Source organism: Streptomyces kryoterrae, from assembly GCF_054072135.1.
Map to the genome: position 1 here is coordinate 4,081,841 of NZ_CM133358.1, position 20,647 is coordinate 4,102,487.

A 20,647-nucleotide genomic window follows, 5' to 3' on the forward strand; every position below is an offset into this window, starting at 1 on the left:
CTGCATGACGTTATACAGGCCCGGCAAGGGGCACCCCATGATCCAGTTCGACGCGGTTCACAAGCGCTTCCCGAACGGCACCACAGCGGTCCACGACCTCTCACTCCGGATGCCGGAAGGCGGCGTGACCGTTCTCGTCGGATCCTCCGGCTGCGGCAAGACGACCACCCTGCGGATGATCAACCGAATGGTCGACCCGACCTCCGGCACGATCCAGGTCGGCGGCAAGGACATCCTGCAACAGGACGCCGCCGACCTGCGCCGGTCCATCGGATACGTCATCCAGCAGTCGGGACTCTTCCCGCACCGCACGGTCCTCGACAACATCGCGACCGTGCCCCTGCTCCTCGGCTGGGGCCGGAAGAAGGCCCGCGCCCGCGCGGCCGAACTGCTGGAGACCGTCGGCCTCGCCGCCGACGCCGGCAAGCGATACCCGCACCAACTGTCCGGCGGCCAGCAGCTGGGGGTCCCCCCAGGCCTTTAAGGCACTGGGGGAGCGTCGGCGTGGCCCGCGCCCTCGCCGCCGACCCACCCGTCCTCCTCATGGACGAACCGTTCGGTGCGGTCGACCCGGTGGTGCGCACCCAGCTCCAGGACGAACTGCTGCGCCTGCAGAAGGAGTTGAACAAAACCATCGTCTTCGTCACGCACGACGTGGACGAGGCCCGTCCGGCTCGGCGACCAGATAGCGATCTTCCGCACCGGCGGCCATCTGGTCCAGTGCGCGGCCCCCGCCGAACTCCTCGCCCGCCCGGCCGACGACTTCGTCGCCGACTTCCTGGGCGCCGAGCGCGGCCTCAAGCTGCTCTCCCTGAAGACCCTCGCGGCCCTCCCGCAGGCCCCGGCCCCCGAGAGCGGCGCCTGGACCCTCGCACTCGACGAGGCCCGCAGACCACTGCGCTGGCACGCCGCCGACCAGGGCACGCACGGTGCCGACATCCCCGTACGACCGCTGAAGGACGGCGACTCGCTCCTCGCGGCGCTCACCGAGTCGATCGCCTCCCCCACCGGGCTCGTGGCCCGCGTCGACGCGACGGGCACCCTCACCGGCGTCTCCTCCCGCGACGACATCCACACGCACGCGGGCCGCGCCCACACCGAGGCCCAGACAGAAGCACAGGCAGCGGCCCCGGTGACGACCGAAGCCCAGGTCGAGGCATGACCATCGACTGGTCGTGGATCGGCGACCACACCGACGACCTCACCACCCTCACGGTCTCCCACCTCCAGGCGGCCCTCTCGGCGGTCTTCTTCGGCCTGCTGATCTCTCTCCCGCTGGCCGTGGTCGCACACCGGGTCCGCCCGCTGCGCGGCTTTCTGCTCGGCCTGTCCAACGTCCTCTTCACGATCCCGTCGATCGCGATCTTCGTGCTGCTGCTCCCGGTCAGCGGTCTGACCCGCACCACCACCGTGATCGGCCTGACGGTCTACACCCTGGTCGTGCTGCTGCGGAACACGGTCGAGGGCCTGGACTCGGTGCCGGTGAAGACCAAGGAGGCGGCCAAGGCGATGGGCACGCGCCCGCTGCGCACCCTCCTCACGGTCGAACTCCCGCTCGCCCTCCCGGTGATCATGGCGGGCGTCCGTATCGCGACGGTCATGTCGATCTCGCTCGTCTCGGTGGCGACCTACATCGGCGACGGCGGTCTCGGCCAGCTCTTCACGGACGGTTTCCAGCGCGACTTCCCGACCCCGGTGATCGTGGGAGTGGTCCTCACGCTCCTGCTCGCGGTGGTCGCGGACGCGCTGCTGGTCGCCGTCCAGTACGTACTCACCCCGTGGACGAGGCGGCGAGCCTGACATGTTCGAACTCTTCAAGGATCTCGGCGCCTGGCTGACCAGCGGCGACCAGTGGTCCGGCTACGACGGCATCGCGCACCGGCTCGCCGAGCACCTCCAGTACTCACTCCTCGCCACCGTCATCGCGACGGTCATCGGCCTCCCGCTCGGCCTGCTCATCGGCCACACGGGCCGGGGCGCGTTCGTGGCGATCAACCTGGCCTCCTTCGGCCGCGCCCTGCCGACCGTCGGCCTGGTGGTTCTCGTGTTCCTGGCCAGCGGGCTGTCGATGTGGCCGGTGTACATCGCCCTGGTGGCGCTCGCGGTCCCGTCGATCGTCACGAACACCTACGCGGGCATGACCGCCGTCGACCCGGACGTGAAGGACGCGGCACGCGGCCAGGGCATGCGCTGGCACCAGGTCCTCTTCCAGGTCGAACTGCCGCTCGCACTCCCCCTGATCATGACCGGCCTGCGGCTGGCGCTGATCCAGGTGGTCGCCACGGCCACGATCGCCGCGTACGTCTCCTTCGGGGGGCTGGGCCGCTACGTCTTCGACGGCCTTGCCCAGCGCGACCTGGTCCAGGTGATGGGCGGCGCCGTGCTGGTCGCCGTGGTCGCCATCGCCCTGGACCTGACCCTCTCCGGTGTCCAGCGCTTCCTCTTCCGCCACCGCCCCGCGTGACCACCCGCGCGAGCACCCACCGATCCCGCCCAGGAGCCCTTCCGATGGCCCTTCCGATGAACCGACGCGCCCTCCTCGGCGGCCTCTTCGCAGCCGCCTCCGTCCCCGCCCTCGCCGCGTGCGGCGGCGGTATCACCTCCCTCGACGAGGGCGGCGGCAGCTCGGGCGGAGGCAGTGGCTCCAGCGCCGGCAGCCTCACCATCGGCACCGCCAACTTCACCGAGAACCAGGTGCTGGGCTACCTCTACGCCGCCGTGCTCGACGCGGCGGGCGTGCAGACGAAGGTCCGCCCGAACCTGGGCAGCCGCGAGATCCTCATTCCCGCGATGAAGGGCGGCGACATCGACCTCCTCCCCGAGTACCAGGGCGCCCTGCTCCACTACCTGGCCCCCAAGGCGACGGCCACGGAGGAGGGCGAGACGCAGAACGCCCTCACCATCGCCCTCCCGGCGAGCCTCCAGGTCCTCCCCTACGGCATGGCGGAGGACTCCGACGCCTTCGTCGTGACCCGCGAGACGGCGGCGAAGTACGGCCTCACCTCGCTGGCCGACCTGAAGAAGCAGAACGGCAAGCTGACGCTGGGCGCGGCGGCCGAGGTGAAGACGCGCGAGGTGGGCGTGGTGGGCCTCAAGGAGGTGTACGGGGTCGAGTTCAGGGAGTTCAAGTCGCTCGACTCCTCCGGTCCGCTGGTCAAGGGCGCCCTGAAGAAGGGTGACGCCGACGTGGCGAACCTCTTCACCACGGACACCGACATCCTGGACAACGGCTGGGTGGTCCTGACGGACCCCAGGAACCTGATCCCCGGCCAGCACATCGTCCCCCTGATCGCCGACCGCAAGGCCGACTCGACGGTCCGCAAGGCCCTCGCGGAACTCGGCAACGTCCTCACCACGGATGACCTCACCGAGCTGAACCGCAAGGTGGACAAGGACAAGAAGGACCCGGAGGACGTGGCAAACGCGTACGCGAAGGAGAAGGGCCTGACGAAGTAGGCGCCCTGGGGGGCCGGCCCCCCTAGGGTCCGGCCCAGGGGCAACAGGGGGGCTAACCCCAGTGCCGGGCGGGTCCCGTTTCCCTACCGTGGTGTGTATGACCGGTATGGACACCACGGGCGCGCACGACGCCGACCTGAACAAGGAACTCAGCGCCACTCTGCAGGCCCGCAGGGAACTGGGCGAGGATTACGAGTCCGCGTTGGTCGACTCGTTCCTGGAGAAGGTCGACCAGCGGATAGACGGCTCGGTGGAGCGCCGGGTACGACGCCAGCTCGCCGAGCAGCAGATGGTGGTGGCCCGCGACTCGCGCGGCCCGAAATCCACCGACACCTTCGGCGAACGCTTCGGCTTCGCCATCGTCTCGCTGGTTCTGGCGATACCCCTGTCCGCCATCGGCGCCGGCACCGCGGGCCTTCCCGGCCTGCTGGTCGCCTGGGGCGGCATCGTGGGCGTGAACGCGTTCCAGGCGGTCGCCAGTTCTGCGTGGCTCTTCGGCCGGCACAAGAGGTCCGGCCAGGACAGCGACTGGGAGGACTGAGGGCCGCCGGCTGACGTCCAGGAGTCACCACGGGCAGGGAGCGTCACCGTACGCCGGGCAAAAAAGCTTTCGCGGGGACCGCCGCACCCCCGTTGCCGGGGGGCGGGACGACGGCGGTCCCCGCGAGGGACGCGGGCCGGGTCAGGGCCGGGCTGGCGCGTCCTGGGCGTCGGTGGAGGTCCGGGAGCCGCTCCGGAGGTCCGTGACGCCGTTTTGGTGCCGGCCGGGGCGGGGAGCCGCTCCCGCCCTTGCCGACATCCACTACTGTGCCGGTCCCGTGTTAAGCGTGTGCTGCGCGGACGTGACACCCTCGTACCACTTCCACGAAGTCTCCGTCCGAAAGGAAGCGGAACGGGACATCGCGGCGGACGCCGCAGGTTCCCCTCCGGCACGCCCCATTCACCGGACGTTCGCTACTGGTTGCCGCCCTTGGCCAGGAAGGCCAGCAGGTCCTGCCGGCTGACGACTCCGGTCGGCTTGCCCTCGACCAGCACGATCGCCGCGTCGTGGGTACCGAGTACGGACATCAGGTCGCCGACGGGCTCACCGGAGCCGACCTGCGGCAGCGGTGCCGACATGTGCTTCTCCAGCGGGTCGTCGAGCGAGGCCCGCTGGGTGAACAGCGCGTCGAGCAGTTCGCGTTCGACGACCGACCCGATGACCTCAGCCGCCATGACGTCGGGGTGACCGGCGCCGGGCTTCACGATCGGCATCTGCGAGACGCCGTACTCACGCAGCACCTCGATGGCCTGGCCGACGGTTTCGTCCGGGTGCATGTGGAGGAGGGAGGGGATGTGGCCGTGCTCCTTGTAGTCGAGGACGTCGGCGACGCGCGCGGAGGGGCCGGTGTCCTCCAGGAAGCCGTAGTCGGCCATCCACTCGTCGTTGAAGATCTTGCTGAGGTATCCGCGCCCGTTGTCGGGCAGCAGCACGACGACGACATCGTCCGGTCCGAGCCGCTCCGCGACCCGCAGCGCGGCGACGACGGCCATTCCGCAGGAGCCGCCCACCAGCAGGCCCTCCTCCTTGGCGAGCCGCCGGGTCATCTGGAAGGAGTCCTTGTCGGACACGGCGATGATCTCGTCGGCGACGGTCCGGTCGTAGGCGGTGGGCCAGAAGTCCTCGCCCACCCCCTCCACCAGATACGGCCGCCCGGACCCCCCGGAGTACACGGACCCCTCGGGGTCGGCCCCGATGACCTGGACGCGCCCGTCACTGGCGTCCTTCAGATAGCGCCCGGTGCCGGAGATGGTCCCGCCGGTGCCGACACCCGCCACGAAGTGGGTGATCCGCCCCTCGGTCTGCTCCCACAGCTCGGGGCCGGTGGAGTGATAGTGCGAGAGGGGGTTGTGGGGGTTGGAGTACTGGTCGGGCTTCCAGGCGCCCGGAGTCTCGCGCACGAGCCGGTCGGACACGTTGTAGTAAGAGTCCGGGTGTTCGGGGTCAACGGCGGTGGGGCAGACCACGACGTCGGCGCCGTAGGCGCGCATCACGTTGATCTTGTCGGTGGACACCTTGTCGGGGCAGACGAAGATGCACTTGTACCCCTTCTGCTGGGCCACGATGGCCAGCCCGACCCCGGTGTTTCCGCTGGTCGGCTCGACGATCGTGCCGCCGGGCCGAAGCTCGCCGCTCTCCTCCGCCGCCTCGATCATGCGCAGGGCGATGCGGTCCTTCACGGACCCGCCGGGGTTGAAGTACTCGACCTTCGCGAGGACGGTCGCCTGAATGCCCGCGGTCACACTGTTGAGCCTCAGCAGCGGGGTGTTGCCGACGAGGCTGATCATCGAGTCGTGGAATTGCACCGTTGTCTCCGGTTGCCGCACATAAATGTGGTTGTCATTGGTGCGGCCAGCCTAAGGCTCCGCCTCGGCATTCACCTCACGTCACGATTGGCGGACCGTGGGTTCGGGGCAAGGAGTGGGTGTACGGCTACGAGGAGGTGGCGGCGACGCATGACGAGCATGTCCAGGGCAAGGGTGGCCCGGCGGATCGCGGCCGGTGCCGCGTACGGCGGTGGCGGTATCGGCCTGATGAGCGCGGCGGCCGTGGGAGTGGTGCTGGCCGAGGTCCGGATGGCGAGACGCCAGGTGGGCAACGGCGGCGGCCCGCACCCGCCGAGCGCGGACGGCCTGTACGGACACGGATACGCCACCCCCGGTGAGCCCCCGCTCGGACTCGTCCTGCTGGGCGACTCCACGGCGGCCGGCCAGGGCGTCCACCGGGCCCGTCAGACCCCGGGCGCGCTGCTCGCGTCCGGCCTGTCGGCCTTCGCGGAACGTCCGGTGGAACTGCGCAACGTGGCGCTGGCCGGCGCCCAGTCCGACGATCTGGACCGCCAGGTGGGGCTGACCGTCTCGGCGTCCGACCGGATCCCGGACATCTGCGTGATCATGGTCGGCGCGAACGACGTCACCCACCGGATGCCTCCCACGCGCTCGGTCCGTCACCTTTCCTCGGCGGTACGCCGCCTGCGTACGGCCGGTGCGGAGGTGGTCGTGGGCACCTGTCCCGACCTGGGCACCGTCGAGCACGTCCAGCAGCCGCTGCGCTGGCTGGCCCGGCGGGCGTCCCGCCAGTTGGCGGCGGCACAGACGATCGGGGTCGTGGAACAGGGAGGCCGCACGGTGTCGCTGGGCGACCTGCTCGGCCCCGAGTTCGAGGCCAACCCACGCGAACTGTTCGGCCCGGACAACTACCACCCCTCGGCGGAGGGCTACGCGACGGCGGCGATGGCGGTCCTCCCGACGGTGTGCGCGGCGCTGGGCCTGTGGCCGGCGGACGAGGAGCGCCCGGACGTGACCCGCCGCGAGGGTTTCCTGCCGGTGGCACGGGCGGCGGCGGAGGCGGCGTCGGAGCCGGGCACGGAGGTCACCGCGGCGATGCCGACGGGGCCCAGGGGCCCCTGGGCCCTGATGAAGCGCAGGCGACGCAGGCGGGTACCGGCGACGGACCCGTCCCCTGCGCCGACGACGACGCGAGGAGCGTCGAGCGGCTGATCCCGGCCACAAGGGGCCAGAGCGCCGCACGGCACCCCGTCGCCCGGTCCACGAAGAGTGCGGCCATCGAGACCCGCTCGATCCGGCTCGGGTCCGTCTCCCGGTGCAGTCCCTGCGGATCGCGGAGGCGGTCAGGAACCGGGGCCGGACCTGACCGGACCCGGCCGCGGGGAGTCGCGACCGGGCCCGATGGCAGGGGCGAGCGGGATCGGTACAGGCCGTGACGGTCCGTCTGCCGCACCGTCTACCGCACCGTCAGCGGCCTGTCGTAGATCACCGCGTTCCGGGGTGTGCCGTTCGCGGTGCGGGCGATCAGGGTCACCCGGTAGGTGCCGGCTCGGACCAGTGCCCCGTTCGCGGCGCGCCCGTCCCAGGTCACGGCGATCTTCCCGTGGGCCCGGCCACCGGTGATGGTCCGTACGACGGCGCCGGTGGAGGTGGTGACGGTCAGTTTCCAGTTCGCGGTCGGCTTGTTCAGGTGCCAGACGCCCTTGAAGTCGCCGCCCTGGCGCGGGGCTACAGAGGTGGGGGCGGTGGCGTCGGTCACCGCGAGCGGGGAGGTGGTCACCTGCGGCCATTTCACCGTCACGTCACCGGACGCCGTCGAGTAGGCGACCGGACCGCCGAACCGGTCCACGTTCCAGAACCGGCCGCGCCGGTCGGCCGGGGCGTTCGGCGGGGACAGCAGCGGGCCCAGCTCTTTCGTACCGACCTTGGCGGCGGGGACCGCGCCCTTCAGGTAGGTGATCAGCAGCTTGCCGGCCTTGTTGTCCTGGGAGACCAGGTAGCCGTCGGCCAGCCGCGCGTAGCCCCGCGGCACGGTCTGCGTCGTCCGCTTGACCTGGTCGTAGACGACCGCCTGGGCGTTCGGCCCGCAGGACCAGTAGACGTACCGGCCCACCACCTGCAGATGGGACGGGAGGCAGGAACTGACCGACAGGCTGCCCAGCTTCCGCATGGAGGGCAGTGAGTACGTCTCGAACACGGCCTTGCCCGAGGCGGTCCGGGCCGTCCACAGGGTGTTCCCCCACAGGGCTGAAATACACGCCTTCGTCCGCCCAGCGACCCCCCATAGGATCAACGCGGGGCGGCACTATCGTCTGGTCCCATGATCGTATGGCTCAACGGCACGCACGGCGCGGGCAAGACGACGACCAGTGCGCTCGTACAGCAACTGATCCCCGATTCACGGGTGTTCGACGCCGAGAAGGTCGGCGAGACGCTCATGGACATCAAGCCGGGGCTTCCCGATACCGACAACTTCCAGCACTGGCCCCCGTGGCGACCGCTCGTCGTCGAGACCGCCCGCCGCGTGCTCGACTACACCGGCGGCACCCTGGTGATCCCCATGACCGTCCTGGTCGAGCGGTACTGGCGCGAGATCAGCACGGGCCTGGCCCAACACTCCATCCCCGTACGGCACTTCGTCCTCCACGCCGACCAGGACACCCTGCGCGGGCGCATCGCGAACGACACCGTCCTCGGCCCCAACTCCCCGTTCCGCCTCACATACCTTGAGCCGTACGCCGAGGCGGCCCGCACCTGGCTGCACGCCGAGGCCGAGGTCGTCGACACCACCCACCTCACGCCGACCCAGGCCGCCGTGCGGATCGCGGAGGCTGTCAAGAGGTGACCCGACCGGAGCCCGGCTGCGAAGTGCGGCAGCCTGGCCCCTTGGACTCCAGTACACCCGGAACCAACTTGACCGGGGGTGAGGAGAGTTCAGGTACGTGCTTCCTTCACCGGGGCCGCGGCCAGAGCCGGGTGGTGGCAGGCGCGGGTGCACACCAGGTAGTGCACTCCGGGTACGCCGGTGTCGCGGGGTTCGGAGTCCTGGCACTGGGGGTGCTCGCTCAGGACGCAGCGGGGGGAGCGGAACGGGAGTTCCGGTGTCCTTTCCCGGGCTCTGCGTATCTCAACGCCCTGGGCTACGGGAGTCGGAGCGCATGTACCCGTCGCGCATCTCCAGGTGGACGGCGGAACGCGTGCACCTCCTCAGCCGCTCCTCAAGCGTCGGTGCCGCCACCATTGACCTCCGGGAAGAACCGCACCATGCGCTTCGGAATCTCGATCAGGTCCTCATGGCCGGAAGTGTCCAGCTGGGAGCGACGAGCCTCGTCGACCGCCTTCCAACCCTGCCACCAGGTACGTGCCCTTCTCGTCGTCGACGTAGACGGTGGGCGACTTGCCGTCCGGGCCCTCCTCTCATCTTCGGCAACGCCGATATGCGGTAAGGCGCTGCCACGACAGTCCGAAGTCGCCGCCCCGCCGGCCGAGGCGCGTCCGCATGGCCTCTGCGCCGAGCCGGAGCACAGAGGCATTTTCGTGGCCCGAACGGCGTCGGCGCTTCCTCCGGTACGCCCGGGGCGCGACGGATCTCGAACATGGCCGAAATCGGGGTCCTGTGCTGGTGTTCTCGCGCGTAACACTGGTCACACAAGTTGCTTGAGACTTGGACAACCCCTCGACGATTGGAAGAGGCATGCGCCTGACGTCCCCCCACGGCCGCACTCACCGCACTGCCCGTTCCGCTTCCCTGGCCGCACTGCTCGCCCTCACCGGTGCCGGCGCCCTTGCCGCGGCGCCCACAGCGTCCGCGGCCCCCACGGCCTCACTCACCGCCGACGTTCCGATGGCCGCCAGGGGCGCCGGCAACTCCGTCGTGTATTTCGGCAGTCTCCGGATCGACGACGGCACCTCCGTCACCTGCGTGAACACGAGCAACGCCACCCCCTCCGGCGGCAACGGCCGGATCATATTCGCCACCAACTACAAGATCACCCCGGGCACCACCTACGGCGTCTCCGCCTGGGAGACCGGCAACTGCAACTCGGGTGGCCAGCAGTCCCTCGGCGGCGTGACCGTCAAGCCCACGGCCGCAGACGTCTCCAGCGGTGTCTACAGGATCACGATCCCCTAGCCGCCGTCCCGCGAGCCGCACCCGTGTCACCGCGACCGAGCGTGCATGCCGTGTGGCGCCCAGCACCTCGGCGCAGCGTGAACTCGTACGCCGCAGCACCCCGCCCGCACCTCACCGGTGCCGCCACAGGCACACGCACCCGCGCCTCACCCCACCCGGTACCCCCGAATCACCCGATACTCCACCGCTCCCCCATCCACGAACCCGGCACTCGCCCGCAGCGACACATACCCGCCGGCCACCGGCCGCCCGGGAAGCGGCATCACCCAGGCATCCCGCCCCGACCGCACCAGCCGCGCCTTCCGCCAGTTCTTCCCGTCGTCGTACGACACGTCCACCGACACCGTCCGCACCGCCGAGGGAGCTGCCCCCGGCTGCCGTACCAACCGCATCGGAATGACGGCCGTACGCCCCGTATTGGTCTGGTCGACAGCCGGAGCGAAGTCGAACGCCGACAGGCCGACCGCCGTGCTCCCGTTCGCCTCGCCCGAGCGGAAGGTCCACGAGCCGCTGATGCTCGTGCCGTGGCCGAAGCCTCCGTTGGCCGCGCCGCGTTCGGCGGAGTACTCCAGGCGGTAGGTCGATTCCGCCGCCGGGACCGAGCCCGCGGCGTCGGTCCACGGGTAGTCCAGTTCTACGAGTTTCCGGTCGCCGTAGTAGAAGGCGACCCTGCTCTTGTCGTACGTGGAGTAGCCGGTGTGGCCTGCCTGGTCGCCGGCCATCGGGATGTTGAAGGAGAGGTGGTTGCCCTCCCGGGTGACGAACGTCTGACGGGTGAAGCGTGGACCGGGTACCGCCTTCTGCCAGGTCACGGTGTAGCGCTTGCCGGGTTTGTAGGTCTCGTAGTTCGAATAGAACTGCGTCTGGAACGTGCCGTCGGCCGCGTACTGGTTGTAGCGCGTCTCCCACATGGTGTCGTCGGCCTTGTAGTAGACGGTCCGGCGGCCCGGGTTGTCGAACCAGATCGCGCCCGCGGACAGCGCGCTCCCGCCCTCCGGCGGGAAGGCGAAGTGGTGCTGGAACGCCCGCGCGGGGGTCCCTGGTGTCACCGAGTAGCACCGCTGCCGCATCTCCGCCAGTTCGCTCTGGCGCACCACCCGCCTGAAGTTCGTCTGCAGATGGCCCCGTTCGAACCACGCCAGCACGTATTCGTACGGCGAGTCGTCGTACGTGCCGTCCTTGCCCTTCTTCGCCCAGAAGCCGCGTACGTCGGCGACCAGCGCTCCCTCGCCCGGGCCCACGTCGTCGCCCAGCGCGGCCGTGAACAGTTTGCCGAAGGCGTCGGCGGTGACCCGCATGCCGTAGCCCGTCCCGTTGGTGAGCTCGCGGTGGAAGCCGACCGCGGCGAGCCGCAGACTCGCGTCCTTGCGCGGGAGGGTCGCCGAGACGGGGGTGCCCTTGCGGGCGTCGAGGACGATCTCGCTGTCGCCGGTCACTGTGAGGGTGGGGCGGACCAGCAGGGTCGAACTGCCGTCCGACGGGGTGATGACCGACGCGTTGACCGTGTAGCGGCCCGCCGGGAGGGAGACCGTGCCCGAGCCGGAGGGGTACACGAACCGGTAGACCGAGCCGTCCAGGCTCATGATGTCGGTCCAGTAGTCGCCCGCCGGGTTGCCGTCACGGTCGATGACCTTGACCGTCAGCTTGTGGGTGGGGGTGGCCTTGGTGATCGTCAGCGGGACGCGGACCGAGGTGCCGGTGGTCGTGTCCACCCCCACCAGCGCGCCCTCGAACACTCCCGTGCCGCTCTGTACGCGCGTGTCGGCGGTCACCGTCACCGTGGTGGTGCCGCCCGCCGGGACGGTCGCCCGCTCCGGGGTGACCGTGAACATGCCCGCCGGGGAGGGGGAACCGTCGGGCCCGGTCACCCGGGCCGCGAAGTCCAGCGTGCGCGGCTCCGTGCCGTCGTTCCGGTACGTCACCGTCCTGACCACCGGTACGTCGTCGTCGGCCGGGGCCTCCTGGGTGCCCAGGGGCAGGGACGTGGGCGTGGCGAGGACCGACTGGTGGATGGCGCGGGCCACGTCCACCCGGCCCGCGCCCTGCGCGTCGACGTCGGCGCCGGGAGTGGGCGTCGCCGACGCCATCAGGGCCGCTTTCAGCTCGGCCGCCCGCCAGTCCGGGTGCTGCCCGGCGAGCAGGGCCGCCGCTCCGGCCACGTGCGGGGTGGCCATGGAGGTACCGGAGAGGGTGGTGTAGCCGGGCTCGACCTCCAGGTAGTCGCTGGTCGCGTGCACGGCCCGCGCGGCGACGATGTCCACGCCCGGTGCGGTGATCTCCGGCTTGATCGCGCCGTCCTCGCGCGGGCCCCGGCTGGAGAAGGACGCCATCACGTCCTGCTTGTCGACGGCGCCCACGGAGAGCGCGGCGTCCGCGGTGGACGGGGAGCCGACCGTGCCCTCCGAGCTGCCTTCGTTGCCCGCGGCGATCACGAAGAGGGCGCCGGTCTGCGCCGTCAGCGTGTTGACGGCCTCTTCGAGCAGGTCCTCGCCCGGTGTGTCCTCAGCGCCGAGGCTCAGGTTGATCACCTTGGCGCGGGGAGCGGCCCACTCCATGCCGGCCAGGATCGACGAATCGGCGCAGTTGCGGTCTCTGCACACCTTCCCGACGATCAGCGTGGCGCCGGGTGCGACCCCCTTGTACTTCGCGCCGCCGCCCGCCACCGTCGACGCCACGTGCGTGCCGTGGCCGACGTTGTCGTCGGCGCTGGCCGCGTCCGTGAAGTTCACGGCCTCCGTGACCCGTGCGGCCAGGTCGGGGTGGGTCGCGTCGTATCCGGTGTCGAGGACCGCGACGGTCACGCCCCGCCCGTCGTACCCCGCCTGCCAGGCCGTCGGCGCCCCGATCTGCGGCACGCTCCGGTCCAGGCTGACCTGCCGCTTGCCGTCCAGCCAGAGCTTGGCGACACCGCTCGCCGTGCGCAGTCCCGTCGTAGGGCTGCCCGTGGTCATCCCGTCCCAGAAGGTGCCCGCGGTCCTCTTCTGCACGGCCACGGCCGCGCCGTCGACGGCGCCCAGGGTCCTGGTCACCAGGGCTCCGGCCGTGGCGCGCAGGCTGCGGCTGCCGAGCGTCGCGTCGGCGTACGTCACGATCGTGGGCAGTACGGCAGTACCGGCGTCGTCGTACCCGGCCGCGACGAGGCCCGTCACGTCGAACAGCCGCTCGTCGACCTGACCGCCGGTGACCAGGCGCAGGGCGTCGTTCGGGACGACGTACTGGTGGCCGTCGCGCTCGAACTGCTGGAAGCCCATCGCCTCGCGCCCCGCGCCGGGCTCGATGGCCACTGCGGCCCCCGACAGGTCCACGCGGTCGCCGGTGACGAGGGTGACCCGGTGGGTGACGGCTCCCTGTCCGGTTCCGTGGGTCCAGTCGGACGCGGCGGCGGTCGGGTCCGTCGCGCCGGCCGCGCTGATGCCGCCGGTGGCGCCGGTCGCGGGGGTGACCACCGCGACTCCCTGCACCAGCAGGGCGGTGACGAGTGCGCCGCTCAGTCTTCGGGACATGCGGGACATACGGCCTCCACTGTTGTGGTGGTGACGGTCGTGACTCGGGTTGCGACCGACTGTCCCGCCCGATGCGATCTTCCGGGTACTCCCAACCGCCCATAACATCGCGCTATGGAGCTGGAGGTCCGCCACCTACGCGTCCTGAACGCGATCGCCGACGCCGGCTCCATCAGCCGTGCCGCAGCGGCTCTCGGCTTCACCCAGCCCGCGCTGACCGCACAACTCCAGCGCATAGAGCGCCTGTTGGGCGGCTCCTTGTTCATACGGGACGGGAACGGCTCACGGCCCACGGCGTTCGGCGCGATGGTGCTGGCGCACGCGCACGGCATCCTCACCGCCCACGAGGACCTCATGCGTGACGTACGGCAGCGGGGCCCCGACGACTCCGACCTGACCGCCCTGCGGCTCGGCTCGATCCCCGGCCCGCTCACCGCCGTACTGGTGACCACCGCGCGCCGGCTGCTGCCCCGGGCCGAGATCACCCTGCACACCTGCGACACGGAGGAGGAGCAGCTCGAACTGCTCGCCACCGGCCGGCTCGACTTCGGGCTGGTCGTGGACTACCCGGAGTACGAGCTCGCGTTGCGCCCCGGGCTCAGCGACGCCCTCCTGGCCGTCGAACCCGTCTTCGTGCTGATCTCCGAAGGGCACCCGCTCACCGGCCGGCCGGACATACCGTTGCGGGACCTGTCCGGCGAGGCCTGGCTGGTCGGGGAGAACAAGGACGTACGGATGCGGGCGCAGTTCAGGGCCGCGTGCCGCCGGGCCGGGTTCGCCCCGCGCCGGGTGCAGCGCCTCAGCGCGAGCGTGGTGTTCCCGCTGGTCGGGCAGGGGCACGGGGTCGCCCTCGCGCACCCGCTGGTGACCGAGCGCGAGGGTGTCGTCGCACGGCCGCTGACCGGGGATCCGATGGGCGTGCGGCAACGGCTGGTGTGGGCGGCGTCCAGTCCCCTCGCCGAGCACGCGCCCGCCCTGCACGACGCGCTCACGAAGGCGTACTGGGCGGAGGCGCGGCGTGCGCGGGTGTACTGGGAGTGGCTGGAGAACAAGGGTCGGCTGCCGCCGGCCCCACCCCTGTGACCGAGCGCCCGCGAGAAGGAGGAACGCCCAAGCTTCACGGGCGGGCCCGATCTGCCGCGAACGTGGCGCCGGGCCCGGTGCGGGCCGGGTCAGCGAGCAGTCTCCGTGACGTCCGCACCAGCCCGTTCGAGAGCGGGAAAGCAGAGCCGTACGTTGTAGTGGGCCTCCAGCTGCCGGACCCGCGGCATCAGCTTGTCCGTCAGTTCCTTGATTTCCTGGCGGTGGTCGGTGACGAACCGGGTCCGCAGCTCCCTGCGCAGCGGCTCACGGACGGCTTCGACCGGGGCCATGCAGGCCGCGTAGTCGGCGGCCAGGTCCATGTCGGTTCCGCCGGCGGCGAGCCGCCGGTCCACGAGCCCGAAGAACCTGCTCTCGCTTTTCACCTGCACACCCCGCTGTGCGAGGCAGGAGGGGAAGGCGCGGTAGGCCAGGGCGACCGACTCGTCGGATCCGAGTCGACCGATCGCCTTGAACCACGACATCCGCAGCGGACCGTAGAGCGCCCGGAACTCGTTCAGAACGGTCTGGCCCGCTGTCAGGCAACGCCGCATCAGCTCAGGCCCCGGAGAGTCCTGCGACGCGGCGGGTTCGGGGGTGGTCACCGGAACCGCGGTCGATCCGAAGCCTTGGCGCCGGATGAAGTCCAGGTCGGGCAGGTCCATGTATCTGGTGAAGGCGAGCGGCGCCAACTCCGGCATCTCCTCGCCTCGGGACAGCAGGCAGTCGCGGATCTCACCGTCGGCGACCGCCTCACCGAAGGCGTCGAGGCCTTGGGACCACCGGGCCTCGGCGCCGGTCGCCGGCACTACGGCGGGCGTGAGGTCCGCCGGTACCTCGTAGGTGACGGGCGCGGTTCGGAGCGCTGCGGCGACCGGATCGCCTCCGCCGGGGGAGGCGGAGGGTTCCGAACAGCCGGCTGCGCACGCGACAAGAATGACCATCGTGACCAGTGTGAGCACAGTGCGCGGCGGTGCTGTGGCGGTCCGGGTCGGTCCGGCCATCAGGGGCCTTCTCCTTCTCTTTCGCGAACAGTGACGGATGCCGTGTACGTGACGGTGTCCATGACCGTGTCCGGTGGGGTCGCCGCCGGGCGGCCCCACCGGACAGGGACGGAAGGACTAGTGCGTGATGTTCACGTAGTCGGGCGCGTCGTAGTAGCTCTCGACGGCGAACGTGGTGCCGTCGTTGAGGTCGGTCAGCAGGAGCTGCGTGTCCACCGCGTAGCTGCCGTCGTCGAGGCAGTGCCAGCCGGACGTGCCCCGGAACCAGGTGCCCGCCGAGTTGCGGTACATACCGCGGTAACAGTCGTAGGCCGCTGCCGACGTGTCGTTCGCGAGGGTGAGGTTGAGGTCGCTGCAGCTGCTCGTGGACGACTTCGTCGCCGTCTCCGAGTACGTGCGGTAGCCCGTGGTGATGGTCGTGGTGACGCACGCCTGGGCGGCCGCGGAGGCCGCCGGCGCCACAGCGACCAGGGAGGCGCCGATCACGCCCGTCGTAGCCAGCGCTGCCCAGAGCTTTTTCATGGATTTCTCCTTGAGTCGGTGGTGCTACGGATCGGCTCACGGAGGGACGGGAACGGCGCGGCGTTCCCGCCGCGCCGACCGTCCCCCGTCGAACGCCGCAGACACTGGCAAGGGGTGTCCGCCGACGGCAACGAGTCAGCCCTGAATGGGACGTTGGGATGGGACGACCTGCGTGAACGCAGTGCTTTCGAGGGGCTGTGGGACGGGGGTGGGACAAGCACAGCGCAGGGGGCTAGGATCCGGCCTCCTACAGCCACGGTTGCCTGAAGGGGTGTTCCCGTGACGCACAGTGCGGAATTCGAGAGATTCGCGGCCTGTTTGAGGGCGTTGAAGGATCGTGCGGATCTCAGCTACGAGGCACTCGCCCAGAAGACCGGAATCAGCAGTTCCAGCCTTCACCGGTACTGCTCGGGCTCCTATGTCCCGCAGGACTACGGGTACGCCTACCGGTTCGCCACGGCCTGCGGAGCCTCGCGTGAGGAACTGCGACGCCTGCACCGGTTGTGGGCTCTCGCGGACGCCGACCGGCCGACATCCGCAGGGGCAAGCCCAGAACCCGTACCGGTACCAGGCAGCGGTTCGGCGCAGATCTCGGCCTCCGAGCCCATGCCGGACCCGGACCCGCAACCGACCCGAGACCCGGCCTCCGCGTCGGACACCGGACCGGCACCGACCCGGGACCCGGCCTCCGCGTCGGACACCGCACCGGCACCGGTGTCGGCGGCGCCCGCCCGGCTCGGCAACCGGTACCGGCTGCCGAGCCGAATGGTCCTCGGGGCGAGTGCCCTGGTACTCGCGACGGGGGTATGGGTTGCCGTGTCGGAGACCGCGCTCCAGGCGAACAGCCCGACGAAGAACGACAGCCGTCTCCTCTTCTCGGAAGCGTGCGCCGGGACGGTGAGCATGGGCCAGCAGGATGCCTGCGTACGGGAGGTGCAGCGGCTCCTCGTCCTGGCGGGGGCCGACATCGACGTGGACAGCAGTTTCGGACCGCAGACGCTGAGAGGCGTGACCGCTTTCCAGGTGCTGTCCGGCATCACCGTCAATGGGGTGGTCGGCGAGCAGACGAAGAAGGCGCTCTACGCGCAGAGGACGCGGATGGACACCTGGTCGCCGGAGAAGGTACGGCAGCGCATCCACAAGGTGTTCCTGGAAGGGGCGGATCGCGCGGTCGCCATCGCCGACTGTCAGTCGTACCTCGATCCGCTGTACGTCCTGCCGAACACCAACGGCAGCAGGAACTGGGGTGTCTTCCAGATCTCCGACGCCCGACTGCGGGAGCTGGGCGGCACCCCGCGCACCGCCCTGGAGCCGGAGTGGAACATCCAGGCCGCGTACCGCCTGTACAGGCGCGCCAAGGACTTCAGCGACTGGTCCCACTGCGACCGGGCATACCTGGGCTCGCCGTCCCCCTCACCGTCCCTCTGAGCAAGCGCTTAGAAAAGTGCGGCCCGAGTCACACCGCGACACCCGTGACCGGGGCCATACGTACGGGTAACTTCCCAAGCAGGTCCGCCCGCAAGAAGTAAGAACGCCCAGCAGTCCCTCGTACGCCAATGGAGCCGTCATGCCGGAAGCCGTCATCGTCTCGACCGCCCGCTCCCCCATCGGACGCGCCTTCAAGGGCTCCCTCAAGGAGCTGCGCGCCGACGATCTCACCGCCACGATCATCCAGGCCGCGCTGGCCAAGGTGCCCGAGCTGGACCCGCGGGACATCGACGACCTGATGCTCGGCTGCGGTCTGCCCGGCGGCGAGCAGGGCAACAACCTCGGGCGGATCGTCGCCGTACAGATGGGCATGGACTACCTGCCGGGCTGCACGATCACCCGTTACTGTTCCTCGTCCCTCCAGACGTCCCGGATGGCACTGCATGCCATCAAGGCGGGCGAGGGCGACGTCTTCATCTCGGCCGGTGTCGAGATGGTCTCCCGGTTCACGAAGGGCAACTCGGACTCGCTGCCCGACACGCGCAACCCGCTCTTCGCCGAGGCCGAGGCCCGTACCGCCGCCGTCGCGGAGCAGGAGGGCACCTCGTGGCACGACCCGCGCGAGGACGGTCTCGTGCCGGACGCCTACATCTCGATGGGGCAGACCGCCGAGAACCTCGCCCGCATCAAGGGCGTGACCCGACTCGACATGGACGAGTTCGGCGTCCGTTCGCAGAACCTCGCCGAGGAAGCCATCAAGAACGGCTTCTGGGAGCGCGAGATCACCCCGGTGACGCTGCCCGACGGCACGGTCGTCAGCAAGGACGACGGTCCGCGGGCGGGCGTGACACTGGAGGGCACCCAGGGGCTCAAGCCGGTGTTCCGTCCGGACGGACTCGTCACCGCCGGCAACTGCTGCCCGCTGAACGACGGCGCCGCCGCCGTCGTCGTCATGAGCGACACGAAGGCGCGCGAGCTGGGCCTCACGCCACTGGCCCGCATCGTGTCGACCGGCGTCTCCGGCCTCTCCCCCGAGATCATGGGCCTCGGCCCGGTCGAGGCGAGCCGGCAGGCGCTGCGCCGCGCCGGTCTCACCGTCGACGACATCGACCTGGCCGAGATCAACGAGGCGTTCGCCGCCCAGGTGATCCCCTCCTACCGCGACCTCGGCATCCCGCTGGAGAAGGTGAACGTGAACGGCGGTGCCATCGCCGTCGGCCATCCCTTCGGCATGACGGGCGCCCGGATCACCGGCACGCTCATCAACTCCCTCCAGTTCCACGACAAGCAGTTCGGCCTGGAGACGATGTGCGTCGGCGGCGGCCAGGGCATGGCGATGGTCATCGAGCGCCTGAGCTGAGCCCCGAGCGCCCGAAGCGAAGTCGCCGCGATCCCCAACCGGCGGAATCGTTTCGGTAGTCGGCCGGACGCACCGCGTGAGAAAACGGTCCGGAGCCCTGTAACCACCGGGGTTCTGGGCCGTTTTGTGATCCAATCTCCCCCAGGATGTGACCTATCTCGCTCTGGCGGGGTATTTGCGCAGGTCAAGGCAGGTTCGATACCAAACCCCGGGCCCAAAGTCCTGTCCGTTTCGTGACGTTACGCACTGACAGGTGGTTAGTCCACCCTTCAAGCTGATGTAGGAAGTCGGGGGCCGACTTTGAACCGGGAGTACGTCAGTGAGCGCTATGCCTCTTGCTCTGCTGCTCGCCACAGCCACCGTCACCACGGCTGTGGGCGTCGCCGTTCTGCGCACCCTGCTGGGGCTGCGTCGACAGATCGCGGCGTTGCACGCGGAGCTCGCCGCCCAGAGTCTCGCCGTCGGCGCGCACGGTTTCGTGCCGCAGGCCCGCACTCCCGGCGACACCGACCGGATACGCGCCGCCGTGGCCGAGGCGCTCGCCGAGGAGCGGGAGCGGGAGCTCGCCGAGGCGCGTGCCTTCTGGGCCGCCCAGGAGGCCCGTGACGCCTCCGACGCGCCCTCCCTGCTCGGCCTCCCCGACAGCGAGCTGTTCCTGCCGCGGGCGGCGGACTTCGCGGGCCTGGAGTCCCTGGAGCCGGTGACCGAGCCCAGCACGGACGCCGACGAGTTCGCGGGAGAGTCCGCCGAACTGGCCGCCGCCCGTCGCCGGCACCCCTCGCACCCCGACTTCGTACCGGCCCAGTCGCCCATCGTGAACGACCACGAACGCACGGTCGCCTGCCTGGAGGACCTCGCCGAGTCCCGTACCGCTCTGGCCGACGTCCGCCCCGGTCCCCTGGGCACCCTCGACGTCTACGTCTTCACCGACGGCACGACCCTCTGTATGACCCCGGGCCACCGCGAAACCGCCGAACGCCTCTCCGCGGCCCTGCGCACGGGCGAGGCACCGGTCCTCCTCGGCGGCTCGGGCATCTCGGGCGCCTACGCCCTGACCTTCGAATGCGGCGAGGAAACGGTGTACGTGCTGGCGGACAGGGTCATAGCGTCCCTGTAGTCGCGGGGCGTGACAGTGGTGGTCTCGCGGTCGCCCTTCAGACCCCCGCCCGCTGCTGAGCCTCCGCCACCAGGGCCAGCGCCGAGGCCAGCTCCCCTTCGCTGCTGAGAACGAGCGCCAGATCGTGCGCGGCGACGGTCACCTGATCCGCCGCGGCGAACATCCCCACATCAGGCATCACCCTGGGCTCGGCCCCTGGCGACTCCAGAAGCTGGGCACGCCGTGCCAACTCCCTGGCCAGCCCCAGCGCCTCCGCCGCGGCACCCCTCTGCAACCGACTCTGCGGCGCCGCCCGCAACCGGTCGGCGAAGTGGTCCACGGCAAGCGTCAAAGGCTCGGTATCCAGCACGCCGTGAGACTAGCCGTCGTAGCCGGACTGTTGCCAACAACCCAACCCTCAGGCACCGTGGCGTGAAGGACCGGCTTACATCCCCTTTGCGTCCGGAGGCGCCGATGTCCCACGTCCTCTCCGAGGAGACCCACCGCAACATGCTCGCCCGCATCCCTCAATGCACCGGTCGTGCAGTCGCCGACTGGTTGCGCACCGTTGACGACGGCCCCTCCCTCTTCCGCTTCGAGGAGAAGGTCAGCTGGCTCCGGCACGAGCACAATCTCGCGTACGGCCACGCCAAGGCGATCATTCACGAGTACGACCTGAGGAGGGCCGCGCGCAAGCTCCTCTGAGAGCACGGCCCTCCACGAGAGACCGAGGCGCAC

At 70.3% G+C, this 20,647-nt stretch carries 18 protein-coding genes and 1 pseudogene; 13 read left to right on the forward strand and 6 right to left on the reverse strand.

Features of this window, described 5'->3' with window-relative positions:
- Positions 1-37 precede the first annotated feature (37 nt).
- The 5 genes and pseudogenes from ACW4TU_RS17335 (at position 38) to ACW4TU_RS17355 (ending at position 3,997) form a co-directional block, all read left to right on the forward strand.
- Positions 38-1,162 (forward strand): annotated as a pseudogene (locus ACW4TU_RS17335) (ABC transporter ATP-binding protein).
- Positions 1,159-1,800: an ABC transporter permease gene (locus ACW4TU_RS17340; protein WP_457428718.1), complete on the forward strand. Its 642-nt coding sequence runs from the start codon at positions 1,159-1,161 to the stop codon at positions 1,798-1,800. The pseudogene ACW4TU_RS17335 and the gene ACW4TU_RS17340 overlap by 4 nt, the downstream one beginning before the upstream one ends.
- A gap of 1 nt (position 1,801) precedes the next feature.
- The gene (locus tag ACW4TU_RS17345) at positions 1,802-2,464 is read left to right on the forward strand and encodes an ABC transporter permease (RefSeq protein ID WP_457428719.1); all 663 of its coding nucleotides are present in this window, start codon (positions 1,802-1,804) and stop codon (positions 2,462-2,464) included.
- A 56-nt stretch (positions 2,465-2,520) separates the two neighbouring features.
- The gene (locus ACW4TU_RS17350; RefSeq protein ID WP_457430174.1) at positions 2,521-3,456 is read left to right on the forward strand and encodes an ABC transporter substrate-binding protein; all 936 of its coding nucleotides are present in this window, start codon (positions 2,521-2,523) and stop codon (positions 3,454-3,456) included.
- 97 nt (positions 3,457-3,553) lie between these two features.
- Positions 3,554-3,997 carry a hypothetical protein gene (locus tag ACW4TU_RS17355; protein ID WP_457428720.1) on the forward strand — a complete coding sequence of 148 codons (444 nt, stop codon included), beginning with the start codon at positions 3,554-3,556 and terminating at the stop codon, positions 3,995-3,997.
- A gap of 413 nt (positions 3,998-4,410) precedes the next feature.
- On the opposite strand, the gene ACW4TU_RS17360 is transcribed toward ACW4TU_RS17355, so the two are convergent.
- Entirely contained in the window at positions 4,411-5,802 is a 1,392-nt protein-coding gene (locus ACW4TU_RS17360) for a cystathionine beta-synthase (protein ID WP_457428721.1), read from the reverse strand.
- A gap of 150 nt (positions 5,803-5,952) precedes the next feature.
- Here ACW4TU_RS17360 and ACW4TU_RS17365 point away from each other — a divergent pair, with 150 nt between their 5' ends.
- Complete coding sequence (locus ACW4TU_RS17365; RefSeq protein WP_457428722.1) at positions 5,953-6,996, forward strand: SGNH/GDSL hydrolase family protein; 1,044 nt, start codon at positions 5,953-5,955, stop codon at positions 6,994-6,996.
- A gap of 244 nt (positions 6,997-7,240) precedes the next feature.
- Here ACW4TU_RS17365 and ACW4TU_RS17370 read toward each other — a convergent pair whose 3' ends face one another.
- Positions 7,241-7,954: a FlgD immunoglobulin-like domain containing protein gene (locus ACW4TU_RS17370; protein WP_457428723.1), complete on the reverse strand. Its 714-nt coding sequence runs from the start codon at positions 7,952-7,954 to the stop codon at positions 7,241-7,243.
- Between the two features lie 150 nt (positions 7,955-8,104).
- Here ACW4TU_RS17370 and ACW4TU_RS17375 point away from each other — a divergent pair, with 150 nt between their 5' ends.
- Both ACW4TU_RS17375 and ACW4TU_RS17380 read left to right on the forward strand, forming a co-directional pair.
- The gene (locus ACW4TU_RS17375) at positions 8,105-8,629 is read left to right on the forward strand and encodes an AAA family ATPase (protein ID WP_457428724.1); all 525 of its coding nucleotides are present in this window, start codon (positions 8,105-8,107) and stop codon (positions 8,627-8,629) included.
- A gap of 849 nt (positions 8,630-9,478) precedes the next feature.
- Complete coding sequence (locus ACW4TU_RS17380; RefSeq protein ID WP_457428725.1) at positions 9,479-9,916, forward strand: hypothetical protein; 438 nt, start codon at positions 9,479-9,481, stop codon at positions 9,914-9,916.
- A 146-nt stretch (positions 9,917-10,062) separates the two neighbouring features.
- Here the strand turns inward: ACW4TU_RS17380 and ACW4TU_RS17385 are convergent, their stop codons facing one another.
- The gene (locus ACW4TU_RS17385) at positions 10,063-13,419 is read right to left on the reverse strand and encodes a S8 family serine peptidase (protein ID WP_457428726.1); all 3,357 of its coding nucleotides are present in this window, start codon (positions 13,417-13,419) and stop codon (positions 10,063-10,065) included.
- Positions 13,420-13,533: 114 nt separating this feature from the next.
- Here ACW4TU_RS17385 and ACW4TU_RS17390 point away from each other — a divergent pair, with 114 nt between their 5' ends.
- Positions 13,534-14,502, forward strand: a complete 969-nt coding sequence (locus tag ACW4TU_RS17390) for a LysR family transcriptional regulator (protein WP_457428727.1) — start codon at positions 13,534-13,536, stop codon at positions 14,500-14,502.
- 89 nt (positions 14,503-14,591) lie between these two features.
- On the opposite strand, the gene ACW4TU_RS17395 is transcribed toward ACW4TU_RS17390, so the two are convergent.
- On the reverse strand, positions 14,592-15,503 hold the full coding sequence (locus ACW4TU_RS17395) for a hypothetical protein (RefSeq protein WP_457428728.1): 912 nt from the start codon (positions 15,501-15,503) through the stop codon (positions 14,592-14,594).
- A gap of 117 nt (positions 15,504-15,620) precedes the next feature.
- Entirely contained in the window at positions 15,621-16,025 is a 405-nt protein-coding gene (locus ACW4TU_RS17400) for a hypothetical protein (protein ID WP_457428729.1), read from the reverse strand.
- 279 nt (positions 16,026-16,304) lie between these two features.
- Between ACW4TU_RS17400 and ACW4TU_RS17405 the strand changes: the two genes are divergently transcribed.
- The 3 genes from ACW4TU_RS17405 to ACW4TU_RS17415 all read left to right on the forward strand — a co-directional run bounded on the left by ACW4TU_RS17405 (position 16,305) and on the right by ACW4TU_RS17415 (position 19,930).
- Complete coding sequence (locus ACW4TU_RS17405; RefSeq protein ID WP_457428730.1) at positions 16,305-17,453, forward strand: helix-turn-helix domain-containing protein; 1,149 nt, start codon at positions 16,305-16,307, stop codon at positions 17,451-17,453.
- Positions 17,454-17,592: 139 nt separating this feature from the next.
- Positions 17,593-18,813, forward strand: a complete 1,221-nt coding sequence (locus ACW4TU_RS17410) for an acetyl-CoA C-acetyltransferase (protein WP_457428731.1) — start codon at positions 17,593-17,595, stop codon at positions 18,811-18,813.
- Between the two features lie 328 nt (positions 18,814-19,141).
- Positions 19,142-19,930, forward strand: coding sequence for a hypothetical protein (locus ACW4TU_RS17415; protein WP_457428732.1), 789 nt, complete (start codon positions 19,142-19,144; stop codon positions 19,928-19,930).
- A 37-nt stretch (positions 19,931-19,967) separates the two neighbouring features.
- On the opposite strand, the gene ACW4TU_RS17420 is transcribed toward ACW4TU_RS17415, so the two are convergent.
- Positions 19,968-20,279: a hypothetical protein gene (locus ACW4TU_RS17420; protein ID WP_457428733.1), complete on the reverse strand. Its 312-nt coding sequence runs from the start codon at positions 20,277-20,279 to the stop codon at positions 19,968-19,970.
- Positions 20,280-20,383: 104 nt separating this feature from the next.
- Here ACW4TU_RS17420 and ACW4TU_RS17425 point away from each other — a divergent pair, with 104 nt between their 5' ends.
- Entirely contained in the window at positions 20,384-20,614 is a 231-nt protein-coding gene (locus ACW4TU_RS17425) for a DUF4287 domain-containing protein (protein ID WP_457428734.1), read from the forward strand.
- The last annotated feature ends 33 nt before the right edge of the window (positions 20,615-20,647 follow it).

What these genes read in the sequence shown, in the direction of transcription:
- ACW4TU_RS17340 (WP_457428718.1), top strand. Translation starts at nt 1,159, where the DNA reads ATGACCATCGACTGGTCGTGGATCGGCGACCACACCGACGACCTCACC.
- ACW4TU_RS17345 (WP_457428719.1), top strand. Translation starts at nt 1,802, where the DNA reads ATGTTCGAACTCTTCAAGGATCTCGGCGCCTGGCTGACCAGCGGCGAC.
- ACW4TU_RS17350 (WP_457430174.1), top strand. Translation starts at nt 2,521, where the DNA reads ATGAACCGACGCGCCCTCCTCGGCGGCCTCTTCGCAGCCGCCTCCGTC.
- ACW4TU_RS17355 (WP_457428720.1), top strand. Translation starts at nt 3,554, where the DNA reads ATGACCGGTATGGACACCACGGGCGCGCACGACGCCGACCTGAACAAG.
- ACW4TU_RS17365 (WP_457428722.1), top strand. Translation starts at nt 5,953, where the DNA reads ATGACGAGCATGTCCAGGGCAAGGGTGGCCCGGCGGATCGCGGCCGGT.
- ACW4TU_RS17370 (WP_457428723.1), bottom strand. Translation starts at nt 7,954, where the DNA reads ATGCGGAAGCTGGGCAGCCTGTCGGTCAGTTCCTGCCTCCCGTCCCAT.
- ACW4TU_RS17375 (WP_457428724.1), top strand. Translation starts at nt 8,105, where the DNA reads ATGATCGTATGGCTCAACGGCACGCACGGCGCGGGCAAGACGACGACC.
- ACW4TU_RS17380 (WP_457428725.1), top strand. Translation starts at nt 9,479, where the DNA reads ATGCGCCTGACGTCCCCCCACGGCCGCACTCACCGCACTGCCCGTTCC.
- ACW4TU_RS17385 (WP_457428726.1), bottom strand. Translation starts at nt 13,419, where the DNA reads ATGTCCCGAAGACTGAGCGGCGCACTCGTCACCGCCCTGCTGGTGCAG.
- ACW4TU_RS17390 (WP_457428727.1), top strand. Translation starts at nt 13,534, where the DNA reads ATGGAGCTGGAGGTCCGCCACCTACGCGTCCTGAACGCGATCGCCGAC.
- ACW4TU_RS17395 (WP_457428728.1), bottom strand. Translation starts at nt 15,503, where the DNA reads ATGGCCGGACCGACCCGGACCGCCACAGCACCGCCGCGCACTGTGCTC.
- ACW4TU_RS17400 (WP_457428729.1), bottom strand. Translation starts at nt 16,025, where the DNA reads ATGAAAAAGCTCTGGGCAGCGCTGGCTACGACGGGCGTGATCGGCGCC.
- ACW4TU_RS17410 (WP_457428731.1), top strand. Translation starts at nt 17,593, where the DNA reads ATGCCGGAAGCCGTCATCGTCTCGACCGCCCGCTCCCCCATCGGACGC.
- ACW4TU_RS17415 (WP_457428732.1), top strand. Translation starts at nt 19,142, where the DNA reads ATGCCTCTTGCTCTGCTGCTCGCCACAGCCACCGTCACCACGGCTGTG.
- ACW4TU_RS17425 (WP_457428734.1), top strand. Translation starts at nt 20,384, where the DNA reads ATGTCCCACGTCCTCTCCGAGGAGACCCACCGCAACATGCTCGCCCGC.